The organism is Corynebacterium sp. HMSC068G04, assembly GCF_001814885.1.
Taxonomy (GTDB): Bacteria; Actinomycetota; Actinomycetes; order Mycobacteriales; family Mycobacteriaceae; genus Corynebacterium; species Corynebacterium hiratae.
Genome location: NZ_KV818305.1, coordinates 1 through 20,448, shown reverse-complemented (window position 1 = coordinate 20,448; position 20,448 = coordinate 1). Strand labels below are relative to the sequence as shown.

Sequence of the window (20,448 nt, the reverse complement as noted above, 5' to 3'; positions counted from 1 at the left end):
CGCCCCGAACGCATGTGCTCGGGGCGGGGCTGTAAAGAGAGAGAGAAAGGACCCTGAGGGTTTAGGTGTAGAGACCACGCTCGATGGACTTCTCAGCCTTCCCCGGAACCAGCTTCTTGAGTTCCTTCGTGGACTGGATGGTCTTCTCCGGGGCCTTGACCTGCTTGACCTGCTTGAAACCGATAAAGGCCACGACGGCGGCCAAGACGACCATAATGAGGAAGACGATCAGGAAGGCAGCCCAGCGGTCGAGCCATACGGCCAGCAGCTCCGCCAGGAAGAAGAAAAAGAAGAAGGAGCTATACAGAGCCACGGTGCCGGCCACACCGAACATGCCCGCGCCGATGCCGCCCTTCTTGGCAGAAGCAGCGAGCTCGGTCTTGGCTAGCTCAACCTCAGAGCGAACCAGCTGGGACATCTGCTCGGTGGCGTTGGACACGAGCTGGCCGATGGATGCTTCGCCACGGCGGGAGGTATCCGCATCGCTCAAGGGAATGCTGTCTACCTTCGGGGCGAACTTGTTGGACCCGTCAGTGAATAGTCCGTCGTTGCTCACGGTTTAATACTCCTACTGTTTTGTCGCAATCTATATCGGCCATAGTAATGAACTTTCCAGAGTTCATGTGGTGCGGCCCGCAAAGTGGGTACGGCGTTATTGTAATGGGTATGCCGCATTCTGACCCGCTGACCCCGCTGATGGCCCTTTCTGGGGTGGAGGACAAAGCCGGTTCTGCCGTCGCAGCGATAGCGCGCGTGCACCGTCGGCCCGCGGGCTTGCGCAAGTTTGACGTTATTTCTTCCGAATCGCTGTTGCGCGGTGCGCGGGCGGCCGCGGCGATCGACGGCGCGCCGCTCGACGCGCACAGTATCCCGCCCGCAGTCAGCGCCTATTCCCTCCTCGCTCCCGAAAAACAGGCGGCCACGGTGCGCACCTTCGCGCGGGCCCCGCTGCAGGTCCTAGCCCGGATCGATGTTGCTGCGGGCGGTGCGGGCCGCCCCGATCAGAACCCGGCGGTGGCGCAGGCGCTGGCGCAGCTCATCACGCGCGGAGCCGGCGTGGATTTCGACCGTTTATTGCCGGTGGTGGTGCACGCGGAGATCGCCGCGCGCTCGCTGTTCGGTGCGCGTAGCACTGCCGTGGCGCTCGTCGCCGCGCGCACCGCCGCCATCCACACCGGCTTCGATCCGCGAGGATTCGCCGTGCCCGAGACCTACCTCAACCGCCATCGCGCGGACTACCGTGCGGCACTGGACGCTTATGACAAGGATCCGGGGGCGCTCATCACGCTGCTTCTCGACGCCTGGGAGGCCGGCGCCCGCGAAGCCGACGGCATCGCGCAAGCGGCTTAATCGCGCAGCTGCTGCCTCGCAAAGAAAACACCGCCAACCACTAGGGCAGCGATGCCGGCCACGACGGCCGAGCCAATACCGAACTCGCGGGCGCTGGGGGCAGTGAAGAGGGGAACGGGGTGTTTAAACGTGCGAATTTCCCAGTCATGGGCAAGGGCATGCTTCTTTAACAAGCGGTCCGGGTTCACGGCAACGGGGTGGCCAACCTGCTCCAACATCGGGATATCCGTTGCGGAATCGGAATAAGCAAAAGATTCTTCGGGGTCCACGTTGAGTTCCTGGGCAATGCGCGCCAGTGCCTCAGCTTTTGCGGCGCCTTTGCAATAAAACAGGATTTCCCCGGTGAACCGGCCGTCTTCCTCGGCGAGCTCGGTGGCCACGACGTGCTTGATGCCCAGTTCCTGTGCGATGGGCTCGACCAGTACGCTTGCCGACGCCGAGATGATCACCACCTCGTGGCCGGCGGCGCGGTGGGCGTCGATAAGCGCGCGTGCCTCCGCATAAATGGCGGGGGTGACCACTGAGTGCATGGTGTCCACCGCGATGTCGTGGACTTCCTTAACGGACCAGCCGGCGGCCATCGCGGCGAGTTGATCGCGGGTGGTGTCCATATGCTCACTGCTGTGCCCAGCGAGCATATAGCTGGCTTTAGCTAAGGACAGTTGGAGCGCCTCGGCATGGGTAATGAGCCCGTTGTGCATGAACTCGCGGCCGAAGGCATAGGCAGAGGATGTGGCGATGATCGTTTTATCCAAGTCGAAGAACGCGGCCGCGCGGGTGGCGCCGTCAGTGGGAAAAGGGGTACCGGTCATCGAGGAAGGCCTGCCGTCTGTGTGCGAGTTACCCTGCTCATCGTAACCTCTTAGCAGGAAGAATCGGGAGTGTATCGGCACGGTGTTAGGGATCTCAAGGAATGTTGTCGCTCGCTGTTGTCATCTGTTCCCTCGCATGTCATAATGTGATGTGCAAGGCCCCGATATACAGTGCGGCCTGCCCCGGCGCACCCCCCCGATGCCGGGTTACCGATGGCCCGCGCACACCCCCCCGAGGCGCGGGCCATCACCTTTTTAATTTTTCCGCCATCAAACTGTTCGTATTTAATGTCCTGGCGTGGCGATATAATCTCAGTCGTGACAGGCTATCGTTCAAATTCTTCCTCTCGCCGAGGAGGTTCCGTTCCCCCTCAAGTGAGTTTGCCACTTGCTACAGAAAGCACCGTCTACTTTGTTGATGAAGCAGGGAGTAAAGGAACCTTAGGGAAGTATTTTGTTGTTGCGGCTGTTCGAACGGGGGATCCTGATTTCCTTTCGAGAGAGATTAAGGCATGTCGTGAGCAGCACAACTTCACAAAGGCTGACGAGATTAAGTTTTCGAAAGTCACTAAACACTCTGGACCTGTTTTGCTGGAGATTTTTCAAACAGCGGTAAACGCGGGCTGCTCGTTTGGTGCTTTTGTTCTGGACAAGAGACATTTTGATCCATGGAGTAGCCGAGAACAGTGGCAGGGGCATTTGTTCGCGACAGATCGGCTGTTACGGGGGGTTGGTTACTCGGCGTGAGGTTGGGGTGGTGCTGCTTGATCACATTGATGTTCCTGTCGGGGTTTCCTATGGAGATGCGCTGGTGAATTCTCTCAATCAGAGATTTGGAAATAAGCGGTTTGCAACGGCGGTTAGCCTGGATTCTCGGACGTGTCCGGCTCTGCAGGTGGCGGATTTGCTAGCTAGTTCGGTTTTCCATGCGCGAAAGAAGATCGAAGACGTGGGTTTGGAGGCCTTCTTGGAAGATCGTTCGCCAAAGGCCAGGCTTTCGAAAGGTATTGCGGCTGCATTAGGTGAGAGTCACTTCAGTGACTGCCGTACATCACTTTTGAAGATTGAGACAAGCCATGAGAGGTCATTGACAGAATTGAAGCGCCAACGATACTCTTAAGTGAGGCGCTGAACGCCATAGCCGCAGGCTAAAAGCAAGCGCCCCTCGGGCCGAGTCTCAGACTCACCACCCGAGTTTGATGGCTAACCAAGCCATTATCTACCGCACTTATTGCGATACCCTCGAGCGCAGCTCGGGGGTATTTGCTTTGGGGCACTCAGCCCGGCGCGGGGCCCGCTTAAGAGGCAAGTTTTTGGTTCCCTGTGAATTATCGGTACCTAAGCCCCGTAACTTTGTTTAAGAGTCAGCAAAATGGGTGCGAATGACGCGAAAACAGCCGAGTTATCCACAGGCGGCTAGGTAGCCCTAGCGCGCGGTTGGTTCGCTCGCGCATGCTTCAGGCATGAGCACGTTTCACCTAGTTATCGCCGTTGGGGACTCCACACTGCGAGCAGAGGCAGCATCCGCGGCCGCTGCCAGTACTGCGGAAGTGAGCACTGTGGAGGATCCGCGGGACTTCTCCCGGCACCTGCCCAAGGCGGATGCCGTCTTGGCTGATTCGCTGACAGCTCGCCTGGTGGCGGGACATCCACGGGTGTACTTTGTGGCGCTCGACCCGGGGCCGATCGACTATGAAGCTGCACTATGCTGCCGGGCCACAGCTGCCTTTATCCTGCCTGCGCAATCCAAAGAACTCCTAGGTGCGCTCGCCACAGAAACCAGTCCCGAGACAACGGTGTCCACTGGCGTGACCGTAGCGGTGACCGGTTCCGCTGGTGGCTTGGGGGTCTCGACGGTGGCGGCGGCGCTGGCCCGCGAGGCGGGCGCGGACCTTCTGGTTGATGCGTGCCCCAATTCCGGAGGGCTCGACTTGCTCATCGGCATTGAAAACAAGCCCGGCGCGCGGTGGCCGGATCTCGCTGCGGGGACCGGTGCGGTTGATGCGGCAGACCTCGTCCGTGCATTGCCCACCACCCCAGATGGCATCGCGGTTCTCTCGGCTGCGAGGTCGGCCAGCGCAGAGGCGGTTGCGATGAGCACGACACGGCGCGCGGCCATTATGCAGGCCGCCTGCTTATACCCAGGGACCGTGGTTGTGGACTGCCCTCCGTGGGATATCCCCGATGCGGCGGATCACGTAGTGTTGCTGACCGCCGCAGAGGTGCGGGCGGCTGCCGCCTGCGCGCAGCTGGTAGCAGAGCTTCGCGCCCGGCCGCAGGACTGCTCCGTCGTCGTGCGCCACCGCCAGTGGGCAGGCCTCGATTCCAGCGACATTGCCACGGTCACCCATGCGGATCCCATCGCTGACCTGCCGACCATCCGTGGTCTGACCCGCACGGTAGAAACGAGTGGGTTGCCGCGGCAGCTGCCACGCGCCCTGACGCGGGTGACCCGCCAGATTTGGGAGGCCGTGGCATGAGCCTGCTCGATACGATGCGCACCATCGTGGCCTCCGAGCCGCAGCTTGCCCACGATGCTCCGGCCTTGGCGCGGCGCATTCGTCAGGAAGCCGGCGTCATCAGCGATGTTGATGTGCTTGACCTCCTGCAGCGTCTGCGCCACGATTCCGTGGGGCTGGGGCTGCTGGAACCAGTGTTGTCGCTGCCGGGGCTGACCGATGTCGTTGTCAACGGCCCCGATTCCTGCTTCGTTGATTGCGGGCAGGGCCTGCAGCCGCGTGACATCGGCTTTAGCGATGATGCCGAGGTGCGCCAGCTTGCTACACGGCTGGCTGCGGTGGCGGGCGTGCGGCTTGATGACGCGCAGCCTTTTGCCGATGGGCGCCTGACCCGCCCCGATGGCACCCGCATTCGTCTTCATGCGTTGTTAGCTCCGCCATCGGCCAGCGGAACGTGCATCAGCCTCCGCGTGTTGCGGCAGGCACAAACCAGCCTGGGGGAGTTGGTGGCCAATGGGAGCATTGACGCCAGCCTGGAGGATTTCTTGCGTGCGGTGGTTGAGCGACGGATTTCCTTCCTCGTCACGGGAGGAACGGGATCGGGGAAGACGACACTACTCGCGGCCTTGTTGGGCTCTGTGCCCGCCACCGAGCGCTTGCTTATCATCGAGGACACCCCGGAGCTTTCGCCCAATCACCCGCACGCGGTGACCTTGGTCTCGCGCCGGGCTAATGCGGAAGGACGCGGCGAGATATCCATGTCGCTCCTGCTCCGCCAAGCGCTACGCATGCGCCCGGACCGCATCGTCGTCGGGGAGATCCGCGGCGCGGAGGTCGTGGAGTTGTTGGCTGCGCTCAACACCGGGCACGATGGTGGTGCGGGCACCGTGCACGCAAACTCTGTTGATGAAGTGCCCGCCCGGATGGAGGCACTCGCCGCTCTCGGCGGGCTCGACCGCGTAGCGCTGCATTCGCAGCTGGCGGCCGCCGTGCACGTGGTCCTCGGGATGGAGCGCACACCGCAGGGGCGTCGGCTAGCGCATCTCGGCGTGCTGGAGGGAAACCCGGTTACACCGCAGCTGGTGTGGACGGTCGAAGACGGCCCCCTTCCTGGGTTTGCGCAGCTGTGCTCGCGGCTGGGGGTGGAACCATGATGTGGCTATTCCTTGCAGCGGCGTGTTTGCTCACGAACCCCGGTTCGGTGGCGCGGCTGGCGCCGCCGAAGTCACGCTCGCTGGCCCCAGCGCTGCTCTTTCTCGGGGTGGGGTGCTGTGTCTTCTTCGGGCGGCCGACGGTTGTGGTGGCGGCCGGCTGCATCCTGGCTTGTACGCTGTGGTTTGCCAACGACCTCGCAGCTTCCCGGCGCGAGCGCCGCGGCGCAGAAGCGCTCGCCTCCTACTTTGGCTCTGTTGCGGCTGAACTGCGGGCGGGATCGACGACGGCGGGCGCGCTTCGCCGGGGCGCAGAATCCCTACCTGATACAACCCCAGAAGGGTTGCGCAGCGCATTGAACACGGCAGCGGGCCTCGCGGCGCAGGGCGGGGAACCCGCAGTCGCTCTCACCGTGCCGGAGGTTAGGCGCTACGCGGCGTTGCTCACGCTCTCCGGACGCCATGGCGTGGCCTTGGCGAGCCTCATTGAGCAGGCCCAAAGCCAGCTGGATACCGCGCGCCGCCATGCCGGTGAGACCGCGGCCTCCTTGCAAGGGCCACAGGCCACCGCGGTCATCCTGGCGTGCTTGCCGCTGGCGGGCATCCTCATGGGCGGGGCGATGGGCGCGGATTCTTTGGGGCTTTTGCTTGGCGGTGGTCTCGGTGGCCTGCTTCTCGACGTCGGCGTGGCACTCGTCTGCGCCGGATTCATCTGGTCGCGCTTGATATTGCGGAAGGCAGCGCAGTGATGGTCGTGACGTATTTATCCGCTGCCTTGCTGGCTGCAGCACTCGCTATTACTGCTGCTGCGCCAGCCGGGAGGATAGCCCAGTCAGGGTCGCGCACACCGCGCCCGAAGACGCCGCGCGATGGCCCAGCGGCAGAATACGGCGCGCTCGATGCGGCAAGCGACTTGGAGCTTTTTGCTGCTTGCCTAGAGGCTGGTCTCTCCACGCGCAGTGCCGTGCTAGCTGTCGCTGAGGCGTCACCACACTGGTCGGAGGCGGCAGCTCTCATCGGGGTGGGGGTTCCCATGAGTACCGCGTGGTCGGCGCTGGCCAGTCAGCCGCATTTGGAAGAACTGGTGCGACTGACGCAGCTGTCCGGCGAATCGGGCGCGGCCATGGCGACTGGGTGCCACCGTTTGGTGGCGCAGCTGCGTGCCGAAGCCTCGGCACAAGCTACCGCGCGGGCGGAACGCGCTGGCGTGTTCATCGCAGCACCGCTGGCAGTGTGCTTCCTTCCCGCATTCCTGGTCCTTGGGTTGATACCTGTCCTCATCAGCTTGGGGCAGCAACTCTTCTAAATCAGCACATACAACTAACCACTCACCAACTCAGTACACATAACCGACACAAACACAGGAAAAGAAAGCTAGGTACATCATGCAGAAAAAGGTAAACTACCAGTCACTATTAGGAAATGATGATGGTATGTCCACGATTGAGTACGCCATGGGGAGCTTAGCGGCCGCAGCCCTTGCCGCGGTCCTCTATGCCGTGGTCAATGGCGGCGAAGTTACCAGCGCCATCACGTCCATCATCACCGACGCCCTGTCCAACACCCCAGGCTAATGCGCGCGCTTGATGACGCCGGCTCCGTCACCATCGAGGCGGCATTGTCGCTGTTCGCGCTCGTCATCGTTGCCGCGGGAATCGTGGGTGGCATCGCCACGTTGTCGGCCCACCTCGCTGCCGTTGACGCCGCGGGCGCTGCTGCTCGCTCCGCCGCCATTGGCGTGGATTTTCAACGCGAGGGAGTGACCGTGAATGTGAGCGAAGGCTCCGGGCTTATGACCGCTGAGGCCGCCGTGCCGGCACCGCTGGGGACCATGCGCGCGCAGGCGGTGTTTCCTGCGGAGATGGCAGCGGGTGGGAACAACGGGGTGCAGCCATGAGGCGTCGTCAGCGCAGATGGGCGAGACTCCTAGCGGGTGAGGACGGCTATGCCACCGTCGTCACCGCCGGGATCATCGCCGCGGTGGCTTCGCTGCTGTTGGCGGTCGCGGCGATAGCTTCACTCGTCGTGGCGCGGCACGAAGCGCAGGTGGCGGCGGACCTCGCCGCCGTGGCCGGTGCGTGGGAGGTGGCCAAGGGCAGGGAGGCCTGCACGAAGGCCACAGAGATTGCCGCGCTCAACGGCGCGGAGCTTGGCTCCTGCGTCATCGATGGGCGCGACGTTGAGGTTACTGCCCGGCTGCGCGGGCGCAGCGCTATTGCCCGCGCTGGTCCGGTCTAAGAGGTCATGGTGACCAGCGCGCCGAGGAGGGCTATAGCGCCTGCCTTGTCCAGAGGGTTGTTGCCGTTGCCGCACTTGGGGGATTGCACGCACGACGGGCAGCCGGACTCGCAGGGGCAGGAGCGCACGGCCTCGAAGGTGGCTTTGATCCACTCAGGGAAGCGCCGGAAACCTTCCTCGGCGAAGCCAGCACCGCCGGGGTGGCCGTCGTAGACAAAGACCGTGGGCAAGCCCGTATCGGCGTGCTGCGCGGTGGACACGCCACCGATATCCCAGCGGTCGCAGGTGGCAATGAGCGGCAACAGCCCAATGGCGGCGTGCTCTGCTGCATGGAGGGTGCCCGGGGTGCGCCCGGCGGTGACTCCCATCGCTGCGAGTGCCAGCGGATCGATGGTGTAGGCCACCGCCCGGGTCACCAGGCGCTGCTCCGGCAGGTCAAGGGGGATATCCTCGCCCACGGAGCCATCGGGAAGCCGCACCTGGTAGCCGGTAACCTTATCGGTCACCTCAACCTCCAAGCTGGCCACCCACAGGCCGGGGGCGTAGTTCACCAGGTCATCGGCCTCGCTCAGGATGCGGATGTCCGTCGTGGACTTCGGCTGCGTGGTGTAGTCCGGCGCCTTCGGTACGGCGAGGGCCACGCCCGGCTCGGCGGACGCCCAACCATCGCCTCCGCCGAGGTGAAGTTCCTCGATGACGAAGCTCTCACCACGGTGCAGGTACACCGCGCCGGGATGCACCTGGCTCACCGCGCGGGCGGAATCGATGGTGCCCAGCAGGCGGCCATCGGAGGAATCCACAATCATGACCTCCTCGCCCGAACCGCCGCGCAGCGAGACTGCCGTGTGCGCGGTTTCCGGGGTGAGATCGCTGGAGCCAGCCGGCAGGGGAGCGGCGAACCAGCCCTGCGGGCGCCGGCGCAGCAAGCCTTGCTGGGCTAGGTCGTGGACCACGGATTCGGCGCGGAAGGCGGCCACGTCGGCGTCGCTTAGCGGCTTCTCCACCGCCGCGCAGTACACGTGCCCGGCCAGGATGTAGGGGTTAGCTGGGTTGAACACGCTGGCCTCCACCGGCCGGCCTAACAGCGCTTCCGGGTGGTGGACCAGGTAGGTGTCCATCGGTTCATCGCGGGCCACCAACACCACCAGCGAGCCCTGGCCACGGCGGCCCGCGCGCCCGGCCTGCTGCCAAAAGCTGGCGACCGTACCCGGGAATCCGGCGGTGACCACGGCATCCAACCCGCCGACGTCAATGCCCAGCTCCAAAGCCGAGGTGGTGGCCACTCCGAGCAGTGAACCATTATCCAGCGCCTGTTCCAGCGCGCGGCGGTCCTCGGCCAAATACCCCGCGCGGTAGGCCGCAATTCGGCGCGCGAAATCCGGCCGCCCCAACCTTCCGGAGAGCTCCTCCGCTGCCCGCAGCGCCGTGGTTTCCGCCGCGCGTCGTGAGCGCACAAAGGTCAACGTCCGAGCGCCTTGCGCCACGAGCGCGGCCATCATCCAGGCCGCCTCCGTCGTGGCGGCGCGGCGCACGGGGGCGCCGTTTTGGCCCTCAATTCCCTCCATGAAGCCCGGCTCCCACAGTGCTACCGTCCGTGCGCCCGTCGGCGCGCCATCCTCGGTTACGGGGAGAAACTCGCGCCCCGTCAGCCGCGCGGCATGCCGGGCGGGATCCCGCATGGTCGCCGACGCCGCAATAATGACCGGCCGTGAACCATAGTGCTCGCACAGCCGCAGCAAACGCCGCACCACGAGCGCCACGTTCGCCCCGAAAACCCCGCGGTAGGCATGCGCCTCATCGATGACGATGAACTTCAAGTGCCGTAGCACGCGTGCCCAGCGCTGATGCGCGCCCAGCAGGGAGGAATGAATCATGTCCGGGTTGGAAAAGATAAACCTCGCCTGATCGCGGATGCCAGCGCGCGCTTCGGTGGGGGTATCGCCGTCGTAGGGGGCGGGGTGGACGTCGCCAAGCGCGGCAATGTTCTGGGTGAGCTCCAGCCCCGCGCGCAGCTGGTCCGAACCCAGCGCCTTCGTTGGCGTGATGTAGAGCGCGCACGCGGTCGAATCCTGCGCCAGGCGGGACAGAATGGGCAAACGGTAGCCCAGCGATTTTCCGGAACTCGTGCCGGTGGAGACCACCACGTCGCGCCCCTCCCACGCGGCCTGGGCCACGGCAACCTGGTGGGCATAGAGCTTGGCCACACCTTGTTCCTCCAATACTGCCCGCAACTCCGGCAGGACCCACTCTGGCCACTCGGCATAGCTCGCGGGCTGGGCGGGCAGGGTGGTGAAGTGCGTTAGCTCGGACTCGGGGAAACGCTCAACAAGGTGTTCGACGAGCTCCTCACCCAGAGGGTTCTCACTCACGCTTGCCTCCACTAATCTGCTGTAGGTGTCCAAACGTGGCACACTGGTGCACTAGTTTGCACTACTTTATTTCCGCAAAGGACAACTCATCATGGCATACGGTACCGTCAAGTTCTTCAACGCCGAAAAAGGCTACGGCTTCATTGAGCAGGAGGACGGCTCCGGCGATATCTTCGTGCACTACACCGAGATCCAAGGAACCGGCTTCCGCACTCTCGAAGATAACCAGCGCGTTTCCTTTGAGATTGGGGAAGACGCTAAAGGCCAGCAGGCCACCAACGTCGAGGTGGTTTAGGGAGACTCGGCATAGCCGCGCCGGGTATCCCACCATTCCAGCAGCTTATTCTGGCCTTTTTGTAGGCCGAAGCCGATGATGACGGCGGCGATGATGGAAATGAGCATGGCTATAGCGGGCGAGCCAGAGAAGGCCACGCCGCCGAGGTAACCGATAGCCAGCGCTTGGGCCACCCACAGCAGGACACCGAAGGTGTCGAAGAAGAAAAACAACGCCCATGGGTAACGCATCGAGCCCAGCAGAATCGTCATGAAGAGCCGGGCCGAGGGGATGAAACGCGCAATGATGATGGCTGCGCCGCCACTGCGTCGAATGTTGCGCTTGACCCACGTCAAGGCGTCATAAGCCTTCGTGCCCTTTTGGGCTCTATTAATAAGGGCAATGAGCCGGGTTCCTAGGAGGAAGCACAAGTTATCCCCCAAAATGGCGGCAACCATGGCGACGAAAAACATGGTGGGGAGGTGGGGGAATCCTTGGGAACCAGACCAGGCGCCCACCATGTTGAGGGGAACCTCTGAAGGCAAAACGGGGAAGAAGCAGTCGAGGAAAATCAGCGAGCCCACCAGCGGATAAATCCACTGTGTGGCCATGATGACCTCGAACCATGCAGTAATAGACGCAATCACGCTGTCTCCCGGTTGTGTACTGTGAGGCGAATCCTCGGACGGCCAGTATAGACCCCCTGTTGTGTGGACGTGTACTGGCCTGAATAACTAGAGTGAACCTCTATCTGTGTACTCTAGGGGCAATTGCCCAGCAGAGGACTAGCCATCGGAAGGGATGAAGTCGAAGTGGCAGAAGCTACCGGCCCGGGGAAGACCCTGGTCATCGTCGAGTCAGCAACCAAGGCGAAGAAGATTCAGCCTTACCTCGGCGATAAGTACATTGTTGAGGCCTCCGTCGGCCACATCCGGGACCTTCCCCGCGGCGCTGCCGACGTCCCCGCCAAATATAAGAAGGAATCCTGGGCGCGCCTCGGTGTGAACCCGGAGGATAACTTCACCCCGCTCTACGTCATCAGCCAGGACAAGAAGAAGAAGGTCGCTGACCTCAAGGCCAAGCTGAAGCAGTGCGATCAGCTCTACCTCGCAACAGACCCCGACCGCGAGGGCGAGGCCATTGCCTGGCACCTGCTGGAAGTACTCAAGCCCAAGGTGCCGGTGCGCCGCATGGTCTTCAACGAGATCACCAAGTCCGCCATCCTGGAGGCCGCGGAAAACACCCGTGAGCTCGATGAAAACCTCATCGACGCCCAGGAAACCCGCCGCATCCTGGACCGCCTCTACGGCTACGAGGTTTCCCCGGTGCTGTGGAAGAAGGTCATGCCGCGGCTATCGGCTGGCCGCGTGCAGTCCGTGGCCACCCGCGTCATCGTCGAGCGCGAGCGCGAGCGCATGGCGTTCATCCCCGCCGAGTACTGGGATCTCACGGCAACGCTGACGTCCACGCCGGACTTCGACGCGCGCCTGAGCGCCCTCGACGGCAAGCGCGTGGCCGCGGGCCGCGACTTCAACGATAGGGGTCAGCTGAAGAGCGACGAGGTGGTCGTCGTCAAGCAGGCCCAGGCGGAGGAGCTGGCCAGCGCGCTGGAGGGCTCCACCATGACCGTGGCCAGCGTTGAGCACAAGCCCTATTCGCGCAAGCCTTCCGCGCCGTTTATGACCTCGACCCTGCAGCAGGAGGCGGGTCGGCGCCTGCACTACACCTCGGAGCGCACGATGCGCATTGCGCAGCGCCTCTACGAGAACGGTCACATTACCTATATGCGTACCGACTCGACCTCCCTGTCTAAGCAGGGCCTGGACGCGGCACGTGAGGCGGCGACGTCCATTTTCGGCGCCGAGTTCGTGGCCGACGGGCCGCGCACCTATGACCGTAAAGTGAAGAACTCCCAGGAGGCCCACGAGGCCATCCGCCCGGCCGGTGAGCGTTTTGCCACCCCGGGCCAGCTGGCCGGGCAGCTCGACGCCGAGGAGTACAAGCTCTACGAGCTGATTTGGAAGCGCACCGTGGCCTCTCAGATGGCCGATGCCAAGGGAACGTCGATGAAGGTGACCGCGGCGGTCAACGCCGGCGGCCACGACGCCGACTTCTCCGCAACTGGCCGCACGATTACCTTCCCGGGCTTCCTCAAGGCCTACGAGGACGTGGCGGCGAAGGGTTCGAAGGAAGAGTCGCGCTTGCCGCATCTCAACGAGGGTGACACGTTGAAGACCGCTGCGGTTACTGCCGACGGACACTCGACCAACCCGCCGGCGCGCTATACCGAGGCCAGCTTGGTCAAGAAGATGGAAGACCTGGGCATTGGGCGCCCGTCGACGTACGCCTCCATCATCAAGACCATCCAGGACCGAGGCTACGTGCTCTCCCGCGGCAACGCGCTGGTGCCCTCGTGGGTTGCCTTCGCGGTGGTGGGCCTGCTGGAGAATAACTTCACCGAGCTGGTGGACTATGACTTCACCTCCTCCATGGAGGATGAGCTCGATGCCATTGCGGCCGGCTCGGAGAATGGCACGGATTGGCTGAATAACTTCTACTTCGGCAACACCGAGGCTGGTGAGCGCAAAGCAGCGTCGATCGCCCGCCACGGCGGCCTGAAGTCCCTGGTGGACATCAACCTGGAGGCTATCGATGCCCGCCAGGTCAACTCGCTGCGTCTCTACACCGACGCGGAAGGCCGCGATGTCTTCGTGCGCGTGGGCCGCTACGGTCCGTATATCGAGCGCGCCGTGGGCACCAACGAGGACGGCACGGTGGAGTACCAGCGCGCTAACCTCTCGGAGACGGTCACCCCGGATGAGCTCAACGAGGCCCTCGCAGAGAAGCTCTTTGCCACCCCGCAGGGCGGGCGTGAGCTGGGCCAGAACCCGGAGAATGGCCGCACCATCGTGGCCAAGGAAGGCCGCTTCGGTCCGTACGTGACCGAGCAGGTGCGTGACGACGAGCGCGAGAAGGCCGAGGCCGAGGCCGAGGAGATCGTCAAGGAAGAGCGCGCCGCCGAGGACGCCCAGCGCGCGGCCGAGGGCAAGCGCGCCAAGAATTGGGAGACCAAGACTGCGGCAAAACAGAAGGAAAAGCGCATTGCTGAGTACGTTGAGGAGAAGCTGAAGCCGGGCACGGCCTCGCTCTTTGCCTCGATGGAGCCGGCCAGCGTCACCTTGGAGGAAGCACTTCAGCTGCTGAGCCTGCCGCGTGAGGTGGGCGTGGACCCCTCGGACGGCGAGGTCATCACCGCGCAGAACGGCCGCTATGGCCCGTACCTGAAGAAGGGCAAGGATTCTCGTTCCTTGGCCAAGGAGGAGCAGATCTTCTCCATCACGCTGGATGAGGCGCGCCGCATCTACGCGGAGCCGAAGCGCCGTGGCCGCGCGGCCGCACAGCCGCCGATTAAGCAGCTGGGTGATAACGACGTCTCCGGCAAGCCGATGACGGTTAAGGACGGCCGCTTTGGCCCGTATGTCACCGACGGCACCACGAATGCCTCGCTGCGCCGTGGTGACGATCCGGAGCAGCTTACCGACGCCCGCGCGAACGAGCTCCTCTCCGAGCGCCGCGCCAAGGATGCCGCGAACGGCGGGGCGAAGAAGTCGACGAAGAAGAGCACTAAGAAGTCGACCAAGAAATCGACGAAGAAGGCTACGAAGAAGTCGAGCAAGAAGGCCACGAAGAAGCCTTCGCCGGGCACGAAGAACGTGGTCAAGGCCGGATCGCGCAGGAAGTAGCAGGACATGAAGACCAGCTTCGCGCGCGACATGGTGGCCCGCACTCAGGAGGGCACCGAGGCTCTCCTGCGCGCGGTGGGCCCGGCCTTTACCGGCCGCGATCACTTCACCCTCGGCGCGCTCGCCGCGGGGGAGACTGCAGTCTGGTCACGCCTGTTTAACTGGCGCACGCTCGGCACGGTGACGACGGCCGCTGTACCAGTGCTGCTGGCCCTGCGCCCGGACTGCGCACCGGAGACCCGCGTGGGGCTCATCGCCGCGTCCCTAGGCCAAGCCGCCAAGCGCGGTGAGCCAACAACGTTCGGGGTAACCTGCGTGAGCGTGCAATACGCTTCCTTCGCATGGGCGCTGCGCGGCGCGCGCAATGATGCGGTGGGCTGGGGCCTGCGCGCCGGGGCGTGGGCCGCGGGTATTGCGCTCTCCCGCACCCGGGGCGAGCGCCTCGCTACGGCCGTCGCCGGAATCCCGGCGGCTGCACTCTCCGCGCTAGCCGGTGATGAGAAGCTCCGCGCCAACCAGGCCACGCAGGGCCTGAGCCACGGCGCTAACCTGCTTCTGGCCTCTGAGGCGCTGACGGTCCTGAACCCGGTTGAGCAGCGCCAGGATGCGGGCCTGCGTGGCCGAGCCCTGGATGCGGCGCAGACGATAGGCCTGGTGCTGCTGGTGGATGGGCTCGTGCGGAAGGCTCGGAGCTAGACGCCGCACCTAATTCCGGGCGCATCGTCTTGCCGTAGGACAGGCGGCGGTGCACCCACTCGAAGGGCCCGGGCTTGCCTGCTGCCTCGAGCGCGCAGGCAATGAGAAGCGTTGCCAGCCACACGCCGGCGGCCAGCGCTGCCTGGCCTGCGGCGCTGAGCTCCGGCCCAATGTTGAGGGTGAAGGGGTAGACCAGCGCCAGGAAGAACACGGACTGCAGCACGTAGCCGGTCATGGAACGCTTGCCCAGTGCGATGAGCGGCCACAGGAACCACGGGCGCGCGCCGCGGCGCTGCAGGGGTTCTAGGGCAAGTGTCGCCGCCGCCACGATGCCCGGCCCGGTGAGCATTCCGATGCAGCTATTCGCCGCGTTGAGGGGATCCGCTAGTGCTGGGTCCAGCACCCCAATCGTGGCCAGACCCCAAGGCAGCCCGAGGAAGAGGATGATGGCTAGGGCCAAAAGGGTCCACGCCCACAGCTCACGCCGATGACCCCCGGCCAAGGTGCCGCGGCGCGCCCACACGAAGCCCACGAGCATGACCGGCAGGGCGATGACACCGGTAAAGGGGAAGGACACAGCGTGGGCGAGGAGCGCAAGAGCTTGCTCGCCCACGAGCCCCAAGTAGCTTTCTGGTGAAGGGACACCGCCGATGTTGAAATTTGAGGTGTCGATGAATACTGCGGCCACACCAATGCCAATGCCGGCGAGTACTTGGAGTCCGAAGAGTGCATAGGCCACGCGCATGAGGGTTTTGTCGGTCACAGGGAGCAGCAGCGCGAGGAGTATGCCTATGGCTCCATACAGCATCATGATGTCGCCCATAAACAGGAAAAGGCAGTGAAGTGCTCCGAACAGAGCCAAGAACCCGTAGCGCTTCGCAATCACCGTCCGCGCGCGGCGAAGCGGGAAACCTCGCCGCCACAAGCTCATCGCAATAAGCCCCACGCCAAAACCGAGAAGCGTGGAGAACATCGGCAGGCCGCGCACGTGGATGAACATGGCGGAAAAGACCACGTAGATTTTGTCCGCGAGCGTTTCCACGCCGCCGAAATAAGCATCGGGGCCATCGCCGTCGTTCATAATCCACGCGGTGCAGACGTTTGCCAGCGCAATGCCCAGCAGGGCCATGCCGCGGGCGACGTCGGGGACGAGGAGGCGAGGACTCGAATTCTGACGTGGCGGATGGGGCTGATGTGGCTGTTGGAGCATGGCCCCGAAGCTACCAGAATCACAAAGACTTATTTATCCGAGGGCACGCTCCGCCAGGGTCGGGCGAATAGGGCGTGCCAGCTGCGTCATGCGGCGGCGCCCGCGCAGCTCGATAGACTTCATCAGCGTCCAGCGTGCTTGCTCAGCCTCGTTAGCGCCGCGCAGGGTGGCGGAGTTGGTGAGCACCTGGCCGGGCGTGTCCTTGGCCAGCTCAGTAAGACGCGCGGCCTCATTGACGGCGTCACCAATGACGGTGTACTCAAAGCGATCCGCACCACCAATGTGGCCAGCCACCACGTGGCCCGCGGCCACGCCGATGCCTGCCTGCAGCCGCAGCCCGCGCAGTTCCTGGCGCAGCTCGCGAGCGGCCTGCAGGGCCATGGAATTAGCGTCGTAGACCGTCAGCGGGGCACCGAAGACAGCCAGGGCGGCGTCACCCTGGAACTTGTTGATGATGCCCTTGTTGCGGTGCACCACCTCAACGACGTGCTCGAAGAACTTGTTGAGCTCCTCCACGACCTCCTCCGGGGTGTGGTTGACGGCGAAGGTGGTGGAGCCGATGACGTCGATAAACAGCACTGCCACCTTGCGGTCCTCACCGCCCAGCTCCGGGCGTTCCTCCAGGGCGCGCTGTGCCACCTCAGTGCCGACATAGCGGCCGAAGATATCGCGCACGCGCTGGCGCTCACGCAGGCCGCGCATCATCTCGTTGAAACCGGCCTGAAGAACGCCGAGCTCGGAGCCGTCGTAGATGTCCACCTGGACGTCACTCTCGCCGCGGCGCACGCGGTTGATGGCGTCCTGCAGCTCAATGATGGGATCGACCACGCTCATCATCGCGAACATGGTGCCCATGAGCCCGGTGCCCAGCGCGGTAACGGTCAGCGCGACGATGGCCGGCATGATGTCTGAGGTCTCAGGGCTAAACAGGCCTGCCTGTTGGCCCATGAGGACAAGCACGATGCCAATGAGCGGGATGCCGGAGGTCATCATCCAGGTGGAAAGCAGCCGGTACTTAATCGGCGGCTCCAAGGTGGAATCCTCGAAACGCCGGGCCACGGCCTCCGCAGCCACGGGGCGTACGAGGCGCTCTGCCTGCAAGTACGTCAACAGCACGATGAGGCCGCCGGCCAATGCAGCAGAAACACCGACTACCACGGCCAGCCGCGCCGAGTGCTGGCCTGCCAGCACCACCGCCAAGATGATGCCCAGCAGCCACACGCCCGCGGCCACACCGGCCTGGTAGAGCGGGATGCGCAGGACCAGGTTGCGCACCATATTGGGGTCATGGTCGTCGGGACTGCGCTGCCAGTCCAACACCGGCCGGAACAGCCGCAGGGTCACCGCAATGCCAATGATGACGGCGAAGGTCACGAACAGCGTGCCATAGGTCCACAGGTGGGGCGTGTGGGCGATGAAGTCGGAGATCTCCGGCATGGGGAGAAAGAAGACCACGAAGGTCATGATTGCAACGGCGCCGATGATGTTGGAGCCAAGGACGAGCGCGGCGTACATCGGCCATTGAGTACCCCATAACCAGCGGGCGCCACGCATCAGTCTATTCATGATTACTCACTTTAGTTATCCCAGTAGGCTAGGGCGAGTGATTACATCAAGCGTTGCAGAAAGGCTTGCCGACGCCCCCTCCGTCGCCCACACCATCCTCAGTGCTGCCCGCGCGGCCCGCGGTGAGGGCGACTTGCGGGCGATGAGCCACTCCTGGCTATTTACCGGGCCCCCGGGTGCTGGCCGCTCACTGGCCGCGCAATGCTTCGCCGCAGCGCTCATGTGCACTTCTGCCGACGAGAACGGCAACCCCGGCTGCGGGCGCTGCCCCTCCTGCCGGAGCGTCCTGGACAAGCAGGAGCACACCGACTTGGTTTACGTGGACCCGCAGGAGCAGTTCATCACCGTCGGCGAGGCCCGCGAGGTCATTGGGCGCGCGGCCAGCCTGCCGAGCGTGGCGCCGTGGCGCGTGGTCATCTTCAACAAGGCCGACCGCCTGCGCAATGAGGCCGCCAACGCGTTGCTCAAAACCGTGGAGGAGCCCCCGGAGCGCACCGTCATCATCATGGTGGCGCCCTCGGAGGATCCGGAGGATTTCTCGGTCACGCTGCGCTCGCGCTGCCGGCACCTTTATATCCCGGCGCCGAGTGTGGAGGGTGTGGTCAAGCAGCTCGTCGCCGAAGGCGCTAGCGAGAACGACGCGCGCCTGGCTGCCGTGACCACCCTGCGCCACGTGGGACGTGCGCGGCACCTAGTCAACGAGCCCGCCGCGCAGAAGCGCCGCGCCATGGCCATCAACCTGGCCGAGGATGTCTTTCACGGCTCCCAGGCCTTTCAATCCGTCACGGCGCTGCTGAAATTCATTGAGAAGGAAGCCAAGGACTCCCACGCGGCGGCGGAGGAGGCGGAGCGCTCCAAGATTGAGCAATCCTTCGGCGTCGGCGCCAAGGGCAAGGGCGTGACGAAGGCGCAGCGCGACGCCCGCAGTGCCCTGAAGGATATGGAAGAGCTCCACAAGAAGCGCGCTAAACGACGCATCTCCGACGGCCTCGACATCGCCCTCGTGGATCTCGCCGGCATCTACCGCGATGCGCTCATGCTGAAAGTCGGCGCTGAGGTGGAGATGACCCACCCGGACTTCGCGGGCCTGGCGAGCGAACTTGCCCAGCGCGTGAGCGAAGATGGCTTGCTGGCTGCTCAGTCCGCCATTCGCACTTGCCGCGAGCAGCTGCCGCAGAACGTCACCCCGCAGGTGGCTTTCGACGGCATGGTGGGCCGCCTGCGCCTGGCCTGTGGCGCGCGCTAACCAGCACGTGTGCTGCGTGCACACTACAGGTGATAGCCCGATTTCTTTATCAGCCCAGGCCTAGGCTAAACTCTCAGGCGGCGCATATACACACTGCATCGTGCCGCCTTAGCTCAGTCGGTAGAGCATCTCACTCGTAATGAGAAGGTCGCGAGTTCGATTCTCGCAGGCGGCTCCACTTAGACGTCGGATTTGATAAGTACCCTTTTGCGTTAGCGAGTATCGCTTAGGGGGGTGTGAAAAATCGCTTGCGTTAGCGGGTTTGGGTTTTGCGTTAGCGGGTATCTTGTTTGCCCTAGTAAAATGCGTATTTAGGGTTTAACGCGCTAACGAAGCGTTAAACCTAAGGCCGTTTCACGAGGAGGTGTGTGGTGAGATCGTATGCGTCCGGCGATGAACTAGCCGCAGAGATTACTAAGCGTGGCGAACTTTTTATCGGCGAGTTCGTAGGCGTTCCTGGCGATGGTTGGGACCGGCTGGTTGACGGTGTTGACCGCACGCCCCGGCAGATGATCGCCTACCAGCTTGGCTGGATGGAATTACTGCTCGGCTGGGAACGTGACGAACAAGCCGGTCTTGACGTGGTGACTCCGGCACCTGGTTTTAAGTGGAATCAACTGGGCGGATTGTATGAATCGTTCTACCAACGCTGGGAGCAGGTATCTACTGAGGATTTGATCGACAGGTTCAAGATCCTGCTTGGTGAGATAGTCAAAATGGTGGGCGGTCTAACCGAATCAGAATTGTTTAGTTCGGGTCAGCGTGCGTGGGCTTCTTCCACCCCGTCGGCGTGGCCGGTGTGGAAATGGGTGCATATCAACACCGTCGCGCCATTTACGACGTTTCGCACCAAAATCAGGAAGTGGAAGAAACTGGCAGCCTGCTAGCAATAGGCACGGTGATTTCAGTGCCGATTCTGAAGACGAACTGGATCTCGTTGGCTCCGATAACGGCATGGTCGATAAGCGCTGTCCACTGGGATGGTTGAAAATGCTGGATGGGCTTGTCGGCCAACTGGGTGTAGGCGGTTTTGATCGCAGTGGCCTTGGCACTCTTGGCAGCAATCTCGGCCTCGATGGCTTGTTTGCGGCCCAGGGTTTTCTGGTATCGCGCTTCTAGCTGGGTGTAGCGGGCGGGGTATTGGTCCTGGTCTTGCGCTACCCGCTGATTTTCTGCAACCAATGATTCAATCTCGCTGGCAAGAGCGCGGATTTTCTCGTCTAGGCGCTTGGACTCCGCTTCGAGCTGGTCTGTATTAAACATGGCGTCGATGACCTGTGGTAGGTGGCTTTGTCCGCGATAGGACCTGACCCCTGTTTGGTAGACACCTGATA

At 63.4% G+C, this 20,448-nt stretch carries 19 protein-coding genes, 1 tRNA gene and 1 pseudogene; 14 read left to right on the top strand and 7 right to left on the bottom strand.

Annotated features, from left to right (window positions below):
* Positions 1-61 precede the first annotated feature (61 nt).
* Positions 62-556, bottom strand: coding sequence for a phage holin family protein (locus HMPREF2993_RS04415; protein ID WP_046647879.1), 495 nt, complete (start codon positions 554-556; stop codon positions 62-64).
* Positions 557-660: 104 nt separating this feature from the next.
* On the opposite strand from HMPREF2993_RS04415, the gene HMPREF2993_RS04410 reads away from it, so the two are divergent.
* Positions 661-1,350: a type III PLP-dependent enzyme domain-containing protein gene (locus HMPREF2993_RS04410; RefSeq protein WP_070701236.1), complete on the top strand. Its 690-nt coding sequence runs from the start codon at positions 661-663 to the stop codon at positions 1,348-1,350.
* Here HMPREF2993_RS04410 and HMPREF2993_RS04405 read toward each other — a convergent pair.
* The gene (locus tag HMPREF2993_RS04405; protein ID WP_070701234.1) at positions 1,347-2,162 is read right to left on the bottom strand and encodes an HAD family hydrolase; all 816 of its coding nucleotides are present in this window, start codon (positions 2,160-2,162) and stop codon (positions 1,347-1,349) included. The genes HMPREF2993_RS04410 and HMPREF2993_RS04405 overlap by 4 nt on opposite strands.
* Positions 2,163-2,480: 318 nt before the next feature.
* Between HMPREF2993_RS04405 and HMPREF2993_RS13395 the strand changes: the two genes are divergently transcribed.
* From HMPREF2993_RS13395 to HMPREF2993_RS04370, 8 genes are all read left to right on the top strand, one after another.
* Positions 2,481-2,909 carry a hypothetical protein gene (locus HMPREF2993_RS13395; protein ID WP_141758254.1) on the top strand — a complete coding sequence of 143 codons (429 nt, stop codon included), beginning with the start codon at positions 2,481-2,483 and terminating at the stop codon, positions 2,907-2,909.
* 716 nt (positions 2,910-3,625) lie between these two features.
* Positions 3,626-4,642 carry a septum site-determining protein Ssd gene (gene ssd, locus HMPREF2993_RS04400; RefSeq protein WP_049157875.1) on the top strand — a complete coding sequence of 339 codons (1,017 nt, stop codon included), beginning with the start codon at positions 3,626-3,628 and terminating at the stop codon, positions 4,640-4,642.
* Positions 4,639-5,775 (top strand): TadA family conjugal transfer-associated ATPase, encoded by a 1,137-nt coding sequence (locus HMPREF2993_RS04395; protein ID WP_070701232.1) that lies wholly within the window; start codon positions 4,639-4,641, stop codon positions 5,773-5,775. The genes ssd and HMPREF2993_RS04395 overlap by 4 nt, the downstream gene beginning before the upstream one ends.
* Positions 5,772-6,521, top strand: a complete 750-nt coding sequence (locus HMPREF2993_RS04390) for a type II secretion system F family protein (RefSeq protein WP_049157880.1) — start codon at positions 5,772-5,774, stop codon at positions 6,519-6,521. Before HMPREF2993_RS04395 ends, HMPREF2993_RS04390 begins: the two co-directional genes overlap by 4 nt.
* Positions 6,521-7,078, top strand: coding sequence for a type II secretion system F family protein (locus tag HMPREF2993_RS04385; protein WP_070701230.1), 558 nt, complete (start codon positions 6,521-6,523; stop codon positions 7,076-7,078). The genes HMPREF2993_RS04390 and HMPREF2993_RS04385 overlap by 1 nt, the downstream gene beginning before the upstream one ends.
* A 79-nt stretch (positions 7,079-7,157) precedes the next feature.
* Positions 7,158-7,346, top strand: a complete 189-nt coding sequence (locus HMPREF2993_RS04380) for a DUF4244 domain-containing protein (RefSeq protein ID WP_049157884.1) — start codon at positions 7,158-7,160, stop codon at positions 7,344-7,346.
* A complete protein-coding gene (locus tag HMPREF2993_RS04375) occupies positions 7,346-7,669 on the top strand; it encodes a hypothetical protein (protein ID WP_049157887.1) in 324 nt (107 codons plus the stop codon). Before HMPREF2993_RS04380 ends, HMPREF2993_RS04375 begins: the two co-directional genes overlap by 1 nt.
* Positions 7,666-8,010, top strand: coding sequence for an Rv3654c family TadE-like protein (locus HMPREF2993_RS04370; protein WP_070701228.1), 345 nt, complete (start codon positions 7,666-7,668; stop codon positions 8,008-8,010). Before HMPREF2993_RS04375 ends, HMPREF2993_RS04370 begins: the two co-directional genes overlap by 4 nt.
* Here the strand turns inward: HMPREF2993_RS04370 and HMPREF2993_RS04365 are convergent.
* Entirely contained in the window at positions 8,007-10,379 is a 2,373-nt protein-coding gene (locus HMPREF2993_RS04365) for a DEAD/DEAH box helicase (protein WP_070701226.1), read from the bottom strand. The genes HMPREF2993_RS04370 and HMPREF2993_RS04365 overlap by 4 nt on opposite strands.
* A gap of 91 nt (positions 10,380-10,470) precedes the next feature.
* Between HMPREF2993_RS04365 and HMPREF2993_RS04360 the strand changes: the two genes are divergently transcribed.
* Positions 10,471-10,674 carry a cold-shock protein gene (locus HMPREF2993_RS04360; RefSeq protein ID WP_010189920.1) on the top strand — a complete coding sequence of 68 codons (204 nt, stop codon included), beginning with the start codon at positions 10,471-10,473 and terminating at the stop codon, positions 10,672-10,674.
* Here HMPREF2993_RS04360 and HMPREF2993_RS04355 read toward each other — a convergent pair.
* Positions 10,671-11,264 carry a DedA family protein gene (locus HMPREF2993_RS04355; RefSeq protein ID WP_371325902.1) on the bottom strand — a complete coding sequence of 198 codons (594 nt, stop codon included), beginning with the start codon at positions 11,262-11,264 and terminating at the stop codon, positions 10,671-10,673. The genes HMPREF2993_RS04360 and HMPREF2993_RS04355 overlap by 4 nt on opposite strands.
* A gap of 201 nt (positions 11,265-11,465) precedes the next feature.
* Here HMPREF2993_RS04355 and topA point away from each other — a divergent pair, with 201 nt between their 5' ends.
* Entirely contained in the window at positions 11,466-14,396 is a 2,931-nt protein-coding gene (topA, locus tag HMPREF2993_RS04350; RefSeq protein ID WP_070701222.1) for a type I DNA topoisomerase, read from the top strand.
* Between the two features lie 544 nt (positions 14,397-14,940).
* On the opposite strand, the gene HMPREF2993_RS04345 is transcribed toward topA, so the two are convergent.
* Positions 14,941-16,302 carry a DUF418 domain-containing protein gene (locus HMPREF2993_RS04345; protein WP_070701220.1) on the bottom strand — a complete coding sequence of 454 codons (1,362 nt, stop codon included), beginning with the start codon at positions 16,300-16,302 and terminating at the stop codon, positions 14,941-14,943.
* Positions 16,303-16,335: 33 nt separating this feature from the next.
* A complete protein-coding gene (locus tag HMPREF2993_RS04340; RefSeq protein ID WP_070701218.1) occupies positions 16,336-17,868 on the bottom strand; it encodes an adenylate/guanylate cyclase domain-containing protein in 1,533 nt (510 codons plus the stop codon).
* Between HMPREF2993_RS04340 and HMPREF2993_RS04335 the strand changes: the two genes are divergently transcribed.
* From HMPREF2993_RS04335 to HMPREF2993_RS04325, 3 genes are all read left to right on the top strand, one after another.
* On the top strand, positions 17,867-19,114 hold the full coding sequence (locus tag HMPREF2993_RS04335; RefSeq protein WP_083318694.1) for a DNA polymerase III subunit delta': 1,248 nt from the start codon (positions 17,867-17,869) through the stop codon (positions 19,112-19,114). The two genes, HMPREF2993_RS04340 and HMPREF2993_RS04335, sit on opposite strands and share 2 nt — an antisense overlap.
* Positions 19,115-19,216: 102 nt before the next feature.
* A tRNA-Thr gene (locus HMPREF2993_RS04330) sits at positions 19,217-19,292 on the top strand.
* Between the two features lie 193 nt (positions 19,293-19,485).
* Entirely contained in the window at positions 19,486-20,001 is a 516-nt protein-coding gene (locus tag HMPREF2993_RS04325; protein WP_034969882.1) for a ClbS/DfsB family four-helix bundle protein, read from the top strand.
* On the opposite strand, the pseudogene HMPREF2993_RS04320 reads toward HMPREF2993_RS04325, so the two are convergent.
* Positions 19,970-20,448: pseudogene (locus HMPREF2993_RS04320) on the bottom strand (DNA recombinase); the annotation flags it as partial. The gene HMPREF2993_RS04325 and the pseudogene HMPREF2993_RS04320 sit on opposite strands and share 32 nt — an antisense overlap.